The organism is Vibrio sp. D431a (genome assembly GCF_030248655.1).
GTDB lineage: Bacteria > Pseudomonadota > Gammaproteobacteria > Enterobacterales > Vibrionaceae > Vibrio > Vibrio alginolyticus.
In genome coordinates this window covers 154819-170969 of record NZ_JAHGAP010000015.1, presented here as the reverse complement: position 1 = coordinate 170969, position 16151 = coordinate 154819, and the positions used below count along the sequence as shown (strand labels likewise).

Below are 16151 nucleotides of genomic sequence, written 5' to 3'. Positions count from 1 at the left end.
CAAATTCAAAGCTTGGACTCAGCTCGACCAACAGAAGTCAAAAACGTTTACTAAGCCAAGAGGTAACTTGAATAAGTATTCTTAGAAACGGTAGCTCATACCTACAGAGAATACATTGATGTCTGCATCAACCGTTACTTTTTCATTGCCAAATTTCGCAATGTCTAGCTCAGGCATCATGTATTCCCATTCAACTTGTAGAGCAAAGTTTTCAGTAATAGCGAACTCTGCACCTAAACCGTACATGCCTGTTACAGTGCTGTCAGAAATGGTGGTATGGCCTGCGCTACCGTCAATCACAGAGTTGCTAATTTTGAATTCAGCATTGAAGTAAGAAAGACCAGCTTTAGCAAAAAGGTTGAAACGATCGCCAATCGGTAGAGTCGCTTTTGGCTGAATCGATAGATACTTCATATCACCAACAGTAACAACTTTGCCGTCTAAAGCATCGTAGCCACCAATGGCTGCTTCTAGAGAAATGTATTCGTTGAATTTGTAACCACCGAATACTTTGCCTGAAAGGCTTGAGTCATCTTCAAGTTTAAGTTTAGTGCTAGCGTTAGTACCACCACCATTGATAGAGCCATTAACATCACCAAACGATGCTTGACCTACAGATGCACCAACGTAAGGAGCTGCGTTTGCAACAGAACATGTTGCTAGAAGGGCTGTCATTAGCCATGTTTTTTTAAACATTGTATTTCACTGCCTGTTAATTATTGAGGTTGTGTTTTGCCCATCCTTAAGCATGCCATGCTGTCCATTTCACTTGGTTTCAAAACCAAGTGGATGTTAATGAATAAAAACTCAATAAAACATGAAATATTTAGACACAACTTTGCCACTTTCTTTCTTAATTTTGACAATTTAGTCATTTCACAAGCATTGCTGCTTCAACCAGTTAGTGAGCTTGATGATTTCCGCTTGCTTGGCTCGACTCTTTTTATGAATAAAATAAAAGCTGTCTCCGGTTTCCAATCCATGAGAAGGGATATACACCAAATCGTGCGCTTTATCTCTTTCATTGAGCATAAAATCATTCGCAAATGCGATGCCTTGGTCATAACGCGCCGCCTCTATTGCCAACAACATATGACTAAAATGTTGAACATCGACATCTTTCGGCAAGGTGTAACCGCCCGCTCTGCACCACTCAGCCCAGTCTTTTCCTCTCTCACGATAAATTGAGTCTGTCGACAAAATAGGGTATCGCCAAAGCGCTTCTGGAATCGGTTGATCTTGCAACTCTTTCCAAATTTTATGGCTGCAGACCGGATACAGCGTCTCCGCGTATAACTTTACCGACATGTAGTTTCGCTTTGGCTTTTCTACCGTGATAAAACAATCGCCAACGCTGTCTGTCTGTTCAGGATCACCAACGACCATATTGAGTGTCAGATCGATTTCTGGATGTAAGCGCTTAAAATCAGACAAACGCGGAATAAGCCACTTTACGGCAAGCGAGCTATAAATCGCCAACCGTATGCTGCCTTTGTCCCCTTCTCGCACCTTTTGGCTGGCCATCGCAATTGAGCTAATTGCTGGGCTAATATCCTCTAAATAGCGGGTGCCCGTATCGGACAAAGAGAGCTTTCTGCCTTGACGGATAAATAATGATTCACCCAAATAATCTTCTAATAATCGTATCTGGTGGCTAACGGCACTTTGCGTCACATTGAGTTCTTCAGCAGCAAGCGAAAAGCTAGAGTTTCTGGCAACAGATTCAAAACAGTGAACCGCTCTGAGTGGTGGCAATTTCATTATCTAAAAATCTCATACTTAAACTAATAAATATCACTTCACTTCATCCTATGACATCACCTACTCTTTGGCAAAGAAAGAGGAGAGGAAAAGTGAAAGTTACATCGGTCGGAGCAGCGATGCTGCTATTAATTGTTGGAAATCTCATTGCGGTGCTTTCGGACTCTTTAATTAAAAGTGTCGGAAATGAAGTGCCTATTTTTCAATTTGTCTTTTTCCGACAAATTTCAGCGGTGCTTTTCCTGCTGCCAGTCTACTTGCTAACAAAAAATGCGCCTTTTCTTGAAGGGTTTAAGTGGCATGCTGTTCGCGCTCACGTATGGTTACTTGGTGCAATATTCATGGTTTTGGCGATCTCATCTTTACCGCTCGCAACTGCGAACGCGATCTTTTACGCCGCGCCATTGATCATGTTGCCGCTTGCAGCAATCTTTTTTGGAGAACAGTTGTCTAAGCAATCGGTCGCCGCAGCGATAATGGGCTTTGCCGGTGTATTGGTCATCATTCGTCCAGACCAAATCGATTGGGCAGCGATTTCAGCTTTAGTTGTTGCAATTACTCTAGCAATCAATAACTTGCTCATTCGAAAACTGCCAAAAAATCAGTCTGTGATGCAAACGTTATTGATGACAAACTTGGCAGGTATTCCAGTAGCCTTCTTGCTTGTTCTGATCGAAGCAGAACCTTGGGACTGGAGTGCTTTCCCTGTTGCTGCTGGCTCAAGTTTGTTCATCATGATTTATGCAGCAACATGTGTCATCGCTTACCGCTCGATCGATAGCAACAAAATTGCCAGCGCTGAATACAGTGGCTTAATTGGTGCCGTGTTTGTGGGATTGATTTGGTTTGGAGAAGTGCCTGATATATTTATGGCAATAGGAACCATTATGATTGTTGTGCCTCTGGTTTGGCTTTCTAAACGAGAGCGTCGCAAGAAAAAGTTGCAAGAGCAACAAGAAGCGCACGTTACTTAAAGTTGTGCTCTAACCCAAAGACTAAAAAACCGAGCCGTAAGTGCTCGGTTTTTTTATGTGGCTCTAATCGGTTTTTACGTAAGCGACTACGTGAGATAAAAACTGCCTTGCAAAGCGATCATTAAACCGGATGCGATATTCATGATCGGCTTCCGACACTAGACGCCAGCCTTCAGCAAAGTATTCTTTGATATCATCAACCGCCTCTTCTTTATTTTTGATGTGTTTCGCGTTCCACTGATAAGTGCAAGAGACAACGATCAGCCCACCCACCTTGGTGGTTTTTTTTAGAGCATTGATCACGCTAAGTGGCGACTCACATTGATCAATCACATTTAAACATACGACTAAATCAAAGCGAGATTGGAGAGTATCAAGCTCAAAAGGCTGGTTAATTAGCGTCAAATCAACATGAGCACATTTCTGTACGATATCTCTATTCTCTACCTCTAAAGTGTTTAAGGTGTTCACATCGTGAAGGTAAGTAAGCTCGACGCGTTGTTCTTCTATTAATAGTTGCTTCAAGCCATCCATTAACCTATTTGAAGGCTCCACAAGCGTCGCTTCTCTAAGGTTAGGTAAGCGTTGCACTAACTCATAATAATTTCTTCCCAGCGCCGCCCCAACCTCAAGTAGGGAATACGGCTGAACGCTGCTTTCGATTACCGCCTGCGCAATAAAATCAGCAACTTGGGAGCAGTGAGGTGATGACAAAAAAGAAAGTGGGACTTGTTTTGAGCGACTGGTTATCATCTCAATCTGTTGATCCTCAATGAACTTGTCGAACCATTGCGCTTCGAAATAACCAGCCAAACCGTGCTCGGTCAGGTAAAAATCTTCCATGTTTTTTCCGTTCGTACTTTTAGAAAAGTGATTGTATCGAACACGGAAATTAACGGGTATTTCTGGCCGCACATTCCAATAGGAAAACAGATGAAAACGCCGCTTGTGTGAAAAAGCCCTTTCATCTCAAAGATAAAAGGGCTTGTTAATCGCTTCGGTTAAGTCGCTAACTATTGTGGTAGAACAACGTTACCATCTTGAATTGGGAACGTTTTTGTCGCTGGCTTGCTCGCCAAACGAACCGTCGTTGGTGCACCTGAAACTTCGTAAGTGACGTCGTAACCCACTACTTTATCAGATGTCGTATATTCTGTATGACACTGTTTTTTCGTCGTTGTTACTACATCACCTTTTTGCACATTCTCCTGGATCTTACGACCTGTCAGTGCACCAGCAATCGTACCAGCTGCAGTTGCAATCACTTTACCTGAGCCACCACCGATTTGGTTGCCCAGCGCTGCTCCAGCTGCTGCGCCACCAACCGTACCAATAATTTTATTGTCATCCGCAGGGGCAACTTGCTCGGTTACTACCACGTCTTTACATACTTGGTGCGGCTTTTTCACCGTTTCAGTCACCGCTTCAACCAAAGTAATGTTTGCTTGAGTTGGAGCTGGTGGCGTTTTGTCTTTACAGCCTGCTAGTACAGCAACAACTGCCGTTGCAATTGCGATAGATTTCATATTCATGATTTACATCCCAGTATGGTTTGCTTTGATGAGCGTTATGGTAAATCGCAAAAGGGAAATCACATCAGACGAAAACAAACCCTCTGTTATTAACAAGTAAAGAAACACTGTTTTATAAGAGGTACGTCAAGAAACACTCAGCAGAATGTCAACAGAGCTAAAACTGTATCACTACTGATTATGATTGGGCTGGACTAGTCTATGAGATTTATTTTTAAGCCAAGCTCAAAAATAGTTCGTCATCCGTTAAATACTTATGACGGTGGCTTAGATTACGCACGTGCATAAACATAAAATCAGGGAAACCAGGCGCTATAATGTTATTTGGTTCCCAGCATACACCGCCAACAAACACATATCGCCCCTGCTTGTCATCTTCGTGAAGGGGGTTATTAAGAGGAGAAGAAAACTCTGCTCGGCAACCTTCAACCACACAAACAATTTGTCCTTTAAAAAGGCCAATCACGCGCTTTACAAGATTTGCCTTGATACCACACTTCCATGCTTGGCGAGTGGCCATCTCATAGCCATATTTTCGGATCGCTTTCTTTTGCAAATGTACTACTAGGTTCATTTTGACTCCTGATTCAAGCAACTACGTGAAGCCCAAAGTCATAAAAGCAGATAGACGTCTATACCCGAGTGAGCTCATGGTACGTGGGAATAAACTACGTGATTAGACTGAGTTTAGTGTCGGATGAGATACACCGTCCACGATGCTGTAACGTATCGATTTACACCAATCAAAGGCAGATAACACATCAACTTTTGAGTGCTTTCCTGCGCTGTGTCTGGTTACTTCTGTATATTACTATAACGAAATCACCCTCCACGTTTACCTATATAAATTTGTCGTAACGATAGAGGGTGCTTATCATGGAGAGAGGATAACGCCTACGCGTCGATGAGATAATTTTGACCTTCAGTTTCTAAACGATCGATCATTTTACGACACTCATTTAAATCAAGAGGTTGTTCAAAGCGGCGCTTGAGATTCATCAAAAAGAAGATATCTTCACACATGGCTTTCTCAGGTTCGTCACTGATTTTGGCGACCGGTGAACCATTGCACGTGACCATTTTTATCACGATAGAAAGTGGCTGGTAGGCTTCACCATCTTTATTGACATAATCACCCATATCATTGGCAAGAAAAGTACCGATACCAAAACTCACCTGAATACGTCCTTGGAAATACTCGCAAATATCTAACGCTTGTTCGAAGTTAAGTCCGTCGGTAAACACCAGTGTTTTTGTTAATGGGTCTATATTCAGCGACTGGTAGTGTGCAATCATTTTTTCACCCCAGCTATAAGGGCAACCACTATCGTGACGTACACCGAAGTACGCGTTACTTAGTTCTTCATCAAAGTCTTTAAGGAAAGCATCGATACCAATCGTATCGGTTAACGCAATACCTAGTGCACCATTAAACATTTTTTGCCAACGTTGCAACGCCACTTTTTGCGAATCTCGCACATTCACCAGAGCTTGGTGTCCCATAAACCATTCATGAGCAACCGTGCCGATAGGCGTCAAGTTTAGCTCTTTTGCTAAGTGATAGTTGCTTGTTCCTGTCAAACATTCCGGCACTTCCTGGCACAAATATTCCAGCATAGTGCGCTGAGCTTGAAAGGAAAAACGTCGACGCGTCGACATGTCAGAAAATTTAAAGTTAGTAATGTTACGACGTTTTAGTTCCGACTTTAGGTGTCGAACTTTCTCTTCTAAAACAGTGGTAAATTGCGCAACAGGGATATCTGACCAACGCTGACGGCTACGAACTTCAGACACGATACTCATGATGATCGTTTCGTACAAGATGGTATCTCGCCACAAACCGTTAATGGTAATTCTTAACTGGCTTGAGCCATCAGCCATGGCTTTATTATGGAAAGAGACATCACTTTGTGGGTTGAAACGGAAATGGCGCAGTGCATCAACAAAGTCAGGATTCAGGTAAGGCGCGACACGCTTAATATATTCAATTTCTTCTTGCGTAAATTGAATATCTTGCAGTTTAAGGACTTCGGCTTTTACCTCAGGCAAAAGCTCAGAGAGGTCTTCCTCACTGCGCACGATAAACTTATATGACACCATCGCATCAGGGTAAAGCGCTGTTACAGCGCTCATCATATTGACTTTGTAGACATCGAAATCCAAAGCGCTTTGAATGATGCGGGAAGAAAATAGTTTGGTGGTCATTAGGTGCCCTTCTACATGCCCTTCCTGGGTATATAACTTTTTGTTACTAACTAATTTGCGTAAACAATAAACACCCATCTATAGTTTGTCAACTTTTGTTACTAACCACTCATTTTTATAAGGTTTTTTTGTCTAGAATTCGAGCAAGCATTGTGAATAAGTCAGAGTCATCCGTAAATTTATGCTCAAACCGTATTACGAACACTACCAAAAACGTTTCTAACAACTCGTTACTTACCCATTGATTGACCACTTGTTATGCGCTAGATTATTTACAAATCAATATTAGGACCCAACCATGATCGTATCTGTCGACATTATTCCATTCAGGCTATCTGGCTGTGCCGATAAGGGATTGGAAGTGTTGTTGATTAAACGTTCAAATCCAAATCGGCCATACCATGGAGTCTGGGCACTACCGGGCGGATTTGTCTTTGATAAAGACTTAACCAGTGAAGGCGGACGCCCGGCCGATGAAAACTTTGAAGCGGCGCGTCGCCGAATTTGCCGTGAGAAAATCCATACCTACCCTCGCCATTTTAGCGAAGCGTTTATCGACGGTGATCCAAAACGCGATCCAGAAGACTGGAGCTTAAACATTACGCACTACGCCTTAGTTGATCGTAACAATGTAGAGCAAATAAATAATGCAGGTGTACCGGAATGCCAACTTAAATGGTTTTCGCTACAGGCTATTCTCAATGGAGAAGAGACTCTCGCATTTGATCATCAAAAAACCATTGAAAAAGCGTGGCAAAAGCTTCGTGCATCCATTGAATACACATCGGTTCTTTTGTTTGCATTAGACAAAGAGTTTTTGGTTGCGGACATCATTTCTGCTTATCAAGAGTTTGGTATTGATATCAGCCGAATGACGATTAAGCGCCGCTTGATAGATTCAGGCGTACTAAAACCCACTAATAAAGTCGCTTCAACCAACAAAGGCAAAGGTGGAAAACCCGCAATGGTATATACGCTGACTAGCGACGAAGTAACCTTTTTTCAAAACTGTTTGCGTGGATAAACGCAGACAATCAGACAGACAAGGAGTCTGCCATGACTGTTCGAGTAAACTATCAAACTACAGCAGTGATCGACGTTGATCCAGAGAAAGGCTTTAGTGAGTTATGTCCAGATGAACTGCCCGTTGCAGGTGCGTTGGAAATCGTACCGGAACTTTTGAACAATCATGCCAAAGGCCGATTAAAACTGGTCAGTCGTGACTTACACCCACCAAAAGCAAAGTGGGATGCAGAATCGCCATCCAATATGCTTGAGCCCGTTGGTTTACCGAATGTGGATATAAAGTGGAACCGTCACTGTGTGCTTGGCACAACAGGTTCTGAGCTGCTAGATGGCTTACCACCCGTGTTGGACTATGATTTTCAAGTTAATAAAGGTATGGATCCTGACGCACACCCTTACGGTATTTTTTTCCATGATATTGCCGACACCAAAACGACAGGCGCGCATGAATTTCTAAAGTTCAACGGGATTGATACCTTAGTTATCGGTGGCCTTGCCTTAGACTTTTGCGTGAAAAAATCCGTCATGCAAGCGCTGGAACTTGGCTACAATGTGGTAGTTAATCTTGCTTCAACTCGTGCGGTGCTGCCTGATAATGTAGAGAATGTGCTGACAGAGCTCAGAGATAATGGCGCATTATTTGTCGAAAAAGCGGACGACATCATCGTAGAAAAGTTCGCTTAGAAACGATAGTAACCGAGAAGGATTTCACCATGCATCAACATGAAAAATTGAATTACGTTGAATTTGGTTCCACTAATGTCAGTGCGACCAAACAATTTTTTGAGCGTGCTTTTGACTGGAGCTTTACCGATTATGGTCCAGAATATTCTGCATTTTCAGGACAAGGGTTGGATGGCGGATTCTTCAAATCTGAGTTTATAAACCAAACCGCAAATGGTGGCGCACTTTTAGTATTTTATAGCTCAGACATTCAGGCCACTCAGACAAAAGTAGAGCAGTATGGTGGAAAAATTATCCGCCCTATTTTCGAATTCCCCGGCGGCTGTCGATTCCACTTCACTGAACCGAGTGGAAATGAATTCGCAGTATGGTCAGAGAGCCATTAAGTCATCACACATCAACAACACACCATCAACGTGAGCCCAAGCTAGCCAGATCCGGAACTGGTATTACATTTCTGGTTGACCTCATCCTTGGTTTAATTCACTGTTAGCGCAACAATTAATCGATGAGGCGCTAGACCTCGACCAAGGATGTCAAATGACTGCCGTCAGTTTTTTTCGCTTACTCTGCCTCGCTGCTATTTGGGGTGGCTCGTTTCTGTTTATGCGAGTCGCCGCCAACACATTCGGGCCGGCTTACTTAATCGAATTTCGAGTTACATTTGCCGCCGTCGCTTTGTTATTGATCGCCGTATATTTGAAGAAGAAACTCACGTTAACTGCGCATACTAAACACTTCTTTATTATTGGCTTATTCAATAGCGCAGTTCCATTTTTACTCTTTGCGTACGCAGCCCAGACACTGAATGCATCAACTTTAGCAATATTGAACTCAACCGCCCCAATATGGGGAGCACTAGTTGGCTTTGTTTGGTACCGCAGCCCACTCACAGCGAAATCTGTTCTCGGTATGCTAATAGGCATTGGAGGCGTTGCAGTCTTGGTCGGCTTAGATACTTCAACCATAGGTGAAGAAGCCATGCTCCCTATTGCCGCCAGTTTGATGGCTTCTTTCAGCTATGGCATTGCTACCAACTACACTAAAAATGCGCCACAAGTACCAGCTTTTGACAATGCTCACGGCAGCATGTGGGCGGCGGTTATTTGGGTACTGCCGCTGCTACCATTCTTACCAATGCGTGCAGAACCAAGTCATTTCGAATGGAGCTCTGTTGTCACGCTCGGCGTTGTATGCACAGGGTTCGCTTATTTGCTCTATTTCCGCTTAGTTTCTGATATCGGCCCAGCGTCAGCACTGACTGTCACTTTTCTTGTTCCTGTTTTTGGTATCTTATGGGGCTACTTGGTGCTAGATGAGCCCGTCGGCTCTAACACCATCATAGGAACAATTCTAGTGCTTAGCGGCACTATGCTAGTCACCGGTTTCTCCCCAACAGCAATGCTCGCGAAGCGAAAACAAAGCGTTGCTTAATCAGCCTAATATAACTTCCACACCTCGCTTTTTGATTTGTTCAAGGTCGCTTTTCGGAGCGGCTTTGTCAGTCAGCAGCACTGATATTTCGTCAGTCTTACCAATTGATGAGGGATAAATTTGCCCAAATTTACTAGAATCCGTTAGAACAATATTGCGCCTTTTTTTCGCAATGATGGTTTCTGCGATCTCAGCACGCATCATGTCGCGGCTAGTAAAGCCAGTGTCTTGATGGAAGCCGTCAATACCCAAGAAGGCTGTGCTGAAATGAATGTTCTCAATACACAACTTAGTCAGCGGTCCGACCAAGCTCTCGCCTTGGTGCTGATACACGCCACCAAGCAAGATAATGTTGGCAGAAGTGTTACGGATGAGATGGGCGATATACGCCGATGGCGTAATGATGGTCACATCGCCGCGCTCAGCCAAAGTCCGAGCCAACAACGCATTGGCACTGCCCCCTTCAATCAGCACTGTCTCATTCGATGCGACCAAATCCGCAGCTTGGTTTGCGAGCGATTGTTTAATATCGAAACGAACTTCCAGGCGGGCATCAATGTCATCACTTTGCAACGCGGTAGCTGCGCCGTGAACGCGCTTTAGGTAGCCCTGTTGCTCCAGAAAGTTCAAATCCTGTCTGATGGTCACGCCCGACACGCCAATGATGTCAGAAAGCTCCGTGACTTGAACGCGTTTACGGTCGTTCACTAATTGCAGAATTTCATTTTGTCTTGGGTTCACAGATTCGCTCCTTATTGATGAGCTTACAGTATACTCACCTGATGTTTCATATGAAAAGAACTTGAAAGTAAAAAGGAAAAAGCACGTGGTCTGATTAGCCAAGCTGCACCTTGCGAATATCGCTCCCATCAACAGATAATAGGGCAACGAAAATGGGATGGAAGAAGAGGGGTTAGCTCCCTACATCCCAACAACGGTAAAGACTAGGATAAAAGTGATGGAAGAAATTTACTTCGCTGGCGGCTGCCTTTGGGGCGTGCAAGAATTTATGCGCCACCTTCCGGGCGTAATCAACACAGAAGCAGGGCGAGCAAATGGCACAACGGATAACACTCAATCCGAATACGATGGCTACGCAGAGTGCGTGAAAACCCAGTTCGACCCTGAGCAAGTTTCGGTTGAAACTTTAATGGGGTATTTGTTTGAGATAATCGACCCTTACAGCGTTAACAAGCAAGGTGAAGACGTAGGTAAGAAGTACCGTACTGGTGTTTATAGCCAAAACGAACAGCATCTCACCATCGCGAAAGCGTTTATCGCAGCGCGACCGGACGCCGACAAGATCGCCGTAGAAGTACTGCCACTTACAAATTATGTGCCAAGTGATGATGAGCACCAAGACAGACTCACAAACTTTCCGAATGATTACTGCCACATCCCATTAGATTTACTACATAAATACAGGGATAACTCGTAACCATTCAGTCAGCATCGCTTTAAAAGGCAAGATGCATATCAGTTTAAATCGATGCCTTCCACTAATGACAATGTCATTTCTGCCGCCGATATTTCCTTACAACCCGACGAGTTTTGTCCGCACCACAACGGTGTGAATTCATCTCGGTTTTGCTTTTCCATAAGCGCTCTTAGTTGAGCCATTTCAATGGAGGCGTATGGGAATTTCGGCGCAAACTCACTGATGTAGCCTAGCTCCGACATCGCGCGATTCACAATGCCTCTCGCTGGTCGGCCCGAGAAAACATTGGTCACAGCGGTATGTTGCGCGCGTTCACTGGCAATGGCATATCGATGTAAAGACGATGTTTTCGCCTCATCACACAACAAATAGGCGCTGCCAACTTGAACGGCACTCGCTCCTAATCTCAACGCGGCTTCCACCCCTCTTCTATCAGCGATTCCGCCTGCAGCAATAACAGGCAAATTCACCCGTTTGGCGATTTGTGGTAATAACGCAATCAAACTTAATTGAGTAGTTAAATCATCCGATAAAAACATACCTCGGTGTCCACCAGCCTCCAAGCCTTGGGCGATAATACCGTCAACGCCTTTTGCTTCTAGCCAAAGTGCTTCGTCCACCGTGGTCGCTGACGAAAGGATCTTCCCTCCCCACCCTCTAATTCGAGCTAACAGATCATCGTCTGGCAAACCAAAGTGGAAACTGATCACTGGCGGTGCAAATGGTTCAATCGCGTCAGCAATATCATGATTGAAAGGCATCCTTGTCGGAGCGTTTGGCTGAGCCTGAACGGTTGCATCAACCTCGGAAAAATACGGTTGCAGCGTTTTTTGCCACTTTTCGTGCTTGTTGCCGTCATACTCCGGCATTTCATGGCAAAAGAAATTGAGGTTAAACGGTCGGTTAGTTGCCTGCTTGATAAGTTGAAGTTCTTTTACGATGGCGTCTTTGTTCAGCATTCCACAAGGTAACGAGCCAAGCCCGCCAACATTACTGACGGCTATGGTCATTTGGCTGTCTTGCACACCGGCCATTGGTGCTTGAATAATCGGTAACTCTGTTCCCAAAAGTGTATTAAATACCTTATTTATCATGATCTTTCCTTGAAAACTTAACCTTTACCTGTGATGGATTTGCGCCATCGTTATCCAGACTAGACTTTCACATGATTAAACACTTATAAAGTTAAAGTGATGCATTTGTGCGCTATGCACTTTTGATAGAAATGACAAAGGGAGCCTATGGCTCCCTTAATATGCTGAATAACAAGAATCAAAGTGACTATCGTACGACATCTGATTCAAGCTCTAGCTCTGCCACAGACAGCATGGCAAACTCTTCCTCGGCGGTTGCTGCCACCAATTTGTTGCGGCTGTATAACCCATAATAAACACCACCGATAAGAAACAATCCCATTGTCATGAAAAAGGCTGAGGGATCAAAAGCATAAACACCTGTCATTGCGATCAAAGAAAGCACCAGAGAAATACTCGAAGTAATTATCCCACCAGGCGTTTTATATGGACGAGTTAATTCCGGCTGTTTAATTCGCAATAAAATATGGCTCAAGGACATTAATGCGTACGATACAGTCGCACCGACAACAGCCATCGCCAAGATTAAGTCCCCCTCACCCGTAAGTGAAACCAAGAACCCAAAAACGCCCGGAACCAAAAGCGCACGAGAAGGCACTTTTTTGTCACTGGTTAATGACAAAGTTTGCGGTAAATAACCCGCGCGGGAAAGCGCAAACACCAAGCGACTGTAACCATAAATGATTGAAAAGAAAGAAGCGATAAGGCCAGCCAATCCAAGTAAGTTCACGGCCATTGCTACCGTTGAATTGCCCGTAAGCTTTAGGGCGTCAACTAATGGCACCGCGCTATCGCCTATGACCTTTGAGCCAACCGCACCAGCCAAAAGGAAGACTACGAGAGTTGCGGTTAGCAATAAAAACAGCATCGCACCAATGATGCCTTTGGGAACATCTTTTGCCGGATTTTTTGCCTCCTCTGCCGCTAAAGGCACACCTTCAACCGCAAGAAACAACCACATTGCAAATGGCAACGCAGCCCATACGCCATACCACCCAAACGGCAAGATTTCTGTTGCCTGAGCCGTCGCCGGAGCAATATCGAATAAGTTATTAACGTCAAAGTGACCAATAAGCACAGCAGCAGTAATTAGAATAGCTAGCACAGCCAAACCGCTGATGACCATCATTACTTTGAGAGCTTCGCCAACCCCTGCCATATGAATAGCGATAAAGACGGCGTAGAAAAGTGCGTAAACAACAGGACCATCGATACCAACCAATTCATTAACTGCTGAGCCAATAAAAATCACTATCGCAGCAGGCGCGAGCGCATATTCAATCAAAACTGATAAGCCAGTGAAAAAGCCACCTGTCGGCCCCATCGCCTGTCTTGCGAAGCTGTAACCACCACCCGCAGCAGGAATAGCCGCAGACATTTCAGCTAAAGACAATACTAGCGTGAAATACATTACTGCCATCGCGATAGCAGCAATAAGAAAGCCTCCCCATCCTGCTTGAGCGATGCCAAAGTTCCAACCGGCGAAGTCACCAGATATAACATACGAGACACCTAAGCCCGCAAGTAAAATCCAACCTGCGGTGCCTCTTTTTAGCTGCCTTTTGGCCAAGTACTCCTGATGTTTAGACATAGTAAATCCTTCTACTTTGATGAAATTAAAAAGTTGTCGCTGTGTTTATCTTCAACGCTTGCGCCACTTGGCTCATTGATATCTGAGCGATCTTTCAGATTCACTCCTGACAGTTGTAATTTTCGAGCCTCCTTGAGCAAGTAAAATGCGCGTTCACAGGCATCGTCATAGTTGAGTCCCTGGGGACGCACATTGGAAATGCAGTTTCTTTGGGAATCTTTAGAGCCTCGTTTAGCCCCCCAAGTGAGATACATACCCATGCTATCCGGAGAAGTTAGACCGGGTCTCTCTCCAATTAAAACCAGCACGGCCTTGGCGTTAAAACATTCACCAACATCATCCCCTACCGCTACTCTTCCTTGCTTTACGATTGTGATAGGTGCGAATTTCCATTGATGTTCATCATCAGCGCTTAAAAGAGAAATCAATCGAGTAACAACAGGCACGGCATGGTTTTGAATTGCGACGGAAGAAAGTCCATCAGCAATAACAATCGCAAGATCAATGTCAGTGTTATGCTCATTTGCTATCAAGTTGAGCGTTTGCCAAGAAGATTCATCGAGTTGCCTTCCTAAATCGGGCCTTTGCAGGTACATAAGCCGATCACTTACTCGGCTGCTCACTACCACTGGAGGCTCTAAGGTATTTTCAAGAATCGAGTAAGAGTCCGACAAACCAGCAACGAGAGACTCAATATTCAAACTGCAATGCACTGCATCCATAGCTTGGGCATGATCCAGCTGAAATGAGAGTAACTCGTTGGTTGGTACACTGTTCCCGCTACGACCCAGAGCGATCCGAGCAGAGGTGAAGTCACGTAACTTGCCCCACGGGTTGTATGTGACAACTTCAGACTCATCTTGTGGGGACTGAGCAATGGTGATTACTTTACCCATGAGAATACCCCTTATTCAGTTGGTTAATTGCTCCCGAAAACGAGCGAGAGATTTGCTCACTTAACCGAACGTCTTGCACGCTCTCGAAAATCTGCATCTCCATTAACCATTGTTCAAACTCTGGAGCTGGCTTCAGACCGAGTACTTTTCTTGCGTAAAGGGCATCGTGAAATGAGGTAGTTTGATAGTTGAGCATGATGTCATCAGACCCTGGAATACCCATGATGAAAGAGCACTCGGCCACGCCTAACAGTGTCAGCAAATTATCCATGTCATTCTGATCGGCATAGGCATGATTGGTGTAACAGATGTCGCAACCCATGGGTAAACCAAGCAGCTTCCCACAAAAATGATCTTCAAGCCCAGCACGAATGATCTGTTTGCCATCAAACAGATACTCAGGGCCAATAAACCCAACAACTGTATTAACCAACAAAGGATCGAACTGTTTCGCGACAGCATAAGCACGGGCTTCACAAGTCTGTTGATCGACCCCATGAAATGCATTCGCAGACAGCGCGGTACCTTGTCCGGTTTCAAAATACATCACATTGTTTCCTACGCTACCTCGATTCAAAGACAACGCGGCTTCATGGGCCTCTTTCAAAATCGACAAGTCGATTCCGAAGGTATCATTCGTCCCTTGCGTGCCGCCTATCGACTGAAAAACGAGATCGACTGGTGCGCCCATTTCAATGGCTTCGATCGTGTTCGTTACATGAGTTAACACACAAGACTGAGTCGGTATTTGATAGTGTTGAATCACCTCATCCATTAAGTTCATTAACTTGATAGCTTGAGGCACATTATCTGTTGCCGGATTGATACCGATAACCGCATCGCCATTTCCGTACATCAGACCATCAAAAATGGTCGCTGCGATACCGTTGAGAGAATCAGTGGGATGATTCGGCTGTAAGCGAGTAGACAGGCGACTCGGCAAACCTATCGTATTCCGAAAAGCCGTGACAACTTGGCATTTTTTAGCAACGAGAATCAAATCCTGGTTGCGCATAATCTTACTGACTGCGGCCACCATTTCTGGTGTTAAACCTTGACGAATTTTAGCCAACGTTTCACCATCGGCTTCTTCACTCAGCAGCCAATTTCGAAAATCTCCGACCGTCAAGTGCTCAATCTGCTTAAAGGCTTCAAGGTCATGCGTATCGATAATTAGGCGAGTGATATCGTCGCTTTCGTATGGAATAACCGCCTCGTTAAGAAACGTTTTAAGTGGTAACTCAGACAGCGCCATTTGTGCGACTACACGTTCTGCCGCTGACTGAGCACAAACCCCGGCTAACGCATCGCCTGAGCGCTCCGGTGTCGCTTTCGCCATCAAGTCAGCTAATGACTTAAAGGTATAGACTTTACTTCCTTGTTGCCGACGATAAGTTGCCGTCATTGCTCTTCCTCTTCACTATTTGGTTCGCTTTTTGCTGAACTATCAATAAGCTTTAAGAAAGTATTGCCAAATGTGTTCCGTAGCGTTATCAAAAACTGGCAACATTTATAA

17 protein-coding genes are annotated in these 16151 nt (G+C 44.5%); 6 read left to right on the top strand and 11 right to left on the bottom strand.

From position 1 onward, the window contains the following. Positions 1–81: 81 nt before the first annotated feature. Positions 82–696 (bottom strand): outer membrane beta-barrel protein, encoded by a 615-nt coding sequence (locus tag KJB35_RS13800; RefSeq protein ID WP_005373936.1) that lies wholly within the window; start codon positions 694–696, stop codon positions 82–84. Between the two features lie 180 nt (positions 697–876). After that, positions 877–1761, bottom strand: a complete 885-nt coding sequence (locus KJB35_RS13795) for a LysR family transcriptional regulator (RefSeq protein ID WP_005387224.1) — start codon at positions 1759–1761, stop codon at positions 877–879. A 92-nt stretch (positions 1762–1853) separates the two neighbouring features. Here KJB35_RS13795 and KJB35_RS13790 point away from each other — a divergent pair, with 92 nt between their 5' ends. Continuing rightward, positions 1854–2735 (top strand): DMT family transporter, encoded by an 882-nt coding sequence (locus KJB35_RS13790; protein ID WP_005373940.1) that lies wholly within the window; start codon positions 1854–1856, stop codon positions 2733–2735. 63 nt (positions 2736–2798) lie between these two features. On the opposite strand, the gene KJB35_RS13785 is transcribed toward KJB35_RS13790, so the two are convergent. From KJB35_RS13785 to pncB, 4 genes are all read right to left on the bottom strand, one after another. Further along, entirely contained in the window at positions 2799–3578 is a 780-nt protein-coding gene (locus KJB35_RS13785) for a methyltransferase domain-containing protein (protein WP_025768005.1), read from the bottom strand. Between the two features lie 170 nt (positions 3579–3748). Then, the gene (locus tag KJB35_RS13780; RefSeq protein ID WP_005373945.1) at positions 3749–4267 is read right to left on the bottom strand and encodes a glycine zipper 2TM domain-containing protein; all 519 of its coding nucleotides are present in this window, start codon (positions 4265–4267) and stop codon (positions 3749–3751) included. A gap of 214 nt (positions 4268–4481) precedes the next feature. Then, positions 4482–4841, bottom strand: coding sequence for a hypothetical protein (locus KJB35_RS13775; RefSeq protein WP_005373947.1), 360 nt, complete (start codon positions 4839–4841; stop codon positions 4482–4484). 320 nt (positions 4842–5161) lie between these two features. Then, the gene (gene pncB, locus KJB35_RS13770; protein WP_042523435.1) at positions 5162–6472 is read right to left on the bottom strand and encodes a nicotinate phosphoribosyltransferase; all 1311 of its coding nucleotides are present in this window, start codon (positions 6470–6472) and stop codon (positions 5162–5164) included. A 298-nt stretch (positions 6473–6770) separates the two neighbouring features. On the opposite strand from pncB, the gene KJB35_RS13765 reads away from it, so the two are divergent. The 4 genes from KJB35_RS13765 (at position 6771) to KJB35_RS13750 (ending at position 9616) form a co-directional block, all read left to right on the top strand. Next, positions 6771–7496, top strand: coding sequence for an NUDIX domain-containing protein (locus tag KJB35_RS13765; RefSeq protein WP_005373953.1), 726 nt, complete (start codon positions 6771–6773; stop codon positions 7494–7496). 32 nt (positions 7497–7528) lie between these two features. After that, positions 7529–8182, top strand: coding sequence for an isochorismatase family protein (locus tag KJB35_RS13760; protein ID WP_053307171.1), 654 nt, complete (start codon positions 7529–7531; stop codon positions 8180–8182). A gap of 29 nt (positions 8183–8211) precedes the next feature. Then, positions 8212–8568 (top strand): VOC family protein, encoded by a 357-nt coding sequence (locus tag KJB35_RS13755; protein ID WP_171344253.1) that lies wholly within the window; start codon positions 8212–8214, stop codon positions 8566–8568. Positions 8569–8722: 154 nt separating this feature from the next. Then, positions 8723–9616, top strand: coding sequence for a DMT family transporter (locus KJB35_RS13750; protein WP_064354514.1), 894 nt, complete (start codon positions 8723–8725; stop codon positions 9614–9616). Here KJB35_RS13750 and KJB35_RS13745 read toward each other — a convergent pair whose 3' ends face one another. After that, positions 9617–10357, bottom strand: a complete 741-nt coding sequence (locus KJB35_RS13745) for a DNA-binding transcriptional regulator YciT (protein ID WP_054865466.1) — start codon at positions 10355–10357, stop codon at positions 9617–9619. A gap of 217 nt (positions 10358–10574) precedes the next feature. Here KJB35_RS13745 and KJB35_RS13740 point away from each other — a divergent pair, with 217 nt between their 5' ends. Then, the gene (locus KJB35_RS13740; RefSeq protein WP_017635126.1) at positions 10575–11054 is read left to right on the top strand and encodes a peptide-methionine (S)-S-oxide reductase; all 480 of its coding nucleotides are present in this window, start codon (positions 10575–10577) and stop codon (positions 11052–11054) included. Positions 11055–11092: 38 nt separating this feature from the next. Here KJB35_RS13740 and KJB35_RS13735 read toward each other — a convergent pair whose 3' ends face one another. The 4 genes from KJB35_RS13735 to KJB35_RS13720 form a co-directional block, all read right to left on the bottom strand. Then, positions 11093–12148 (bottom strand): nitronate monooxygenase family protein, encoded by a 1056-nt coding sequence (locus tag KJB35_RS13735; RefSeq protein ID WP_017635125.1) that lies wholly within the window; start codon positions 12146–12148, stop codon positions 11093–11095. A gap of 187 nt (positions 12149–12335) precedes the next feature. Continuing rightward, a complete protein-coding gene (gene eat, locus KJB35_RS13730; protein WP_171342651.1) occupies positions 12336–13739 on the bottom strand; it encodes an ethanolamine permease in 1404 nt (467 codons plus the stop codon). Between the two features lie 11 nt (positions 13740–13750). Beyond that, positions 13751–14635: an ethanolamine ammonia-lyase subunit EutC gene (gene eutC, locus KJB35_RS13725; RefSeq protein WP_017635123.1), complete on the bottom strand. Its 885-nt coding sequence runs from the start codon at positions 14633–14635 to the stop codon at positions 13751–13753. Continuing rightward, on the bottom strand, positions 14628–16040 hold the full coding sequence (locus tag KJB35_RS13720) for an ethanolamine ammonia-lyase subunit EutB (protein ID WP_005373972.1): 1413 nt from the start codon (positions 16038–16040) through the stop codon (positions 14628–14630). Before KJB35_RS13720 ends, eutC begins: the two co-directional genes overlap by 8 nt. Positions 16041–16151: the final 111 nt, after the last annotated feature.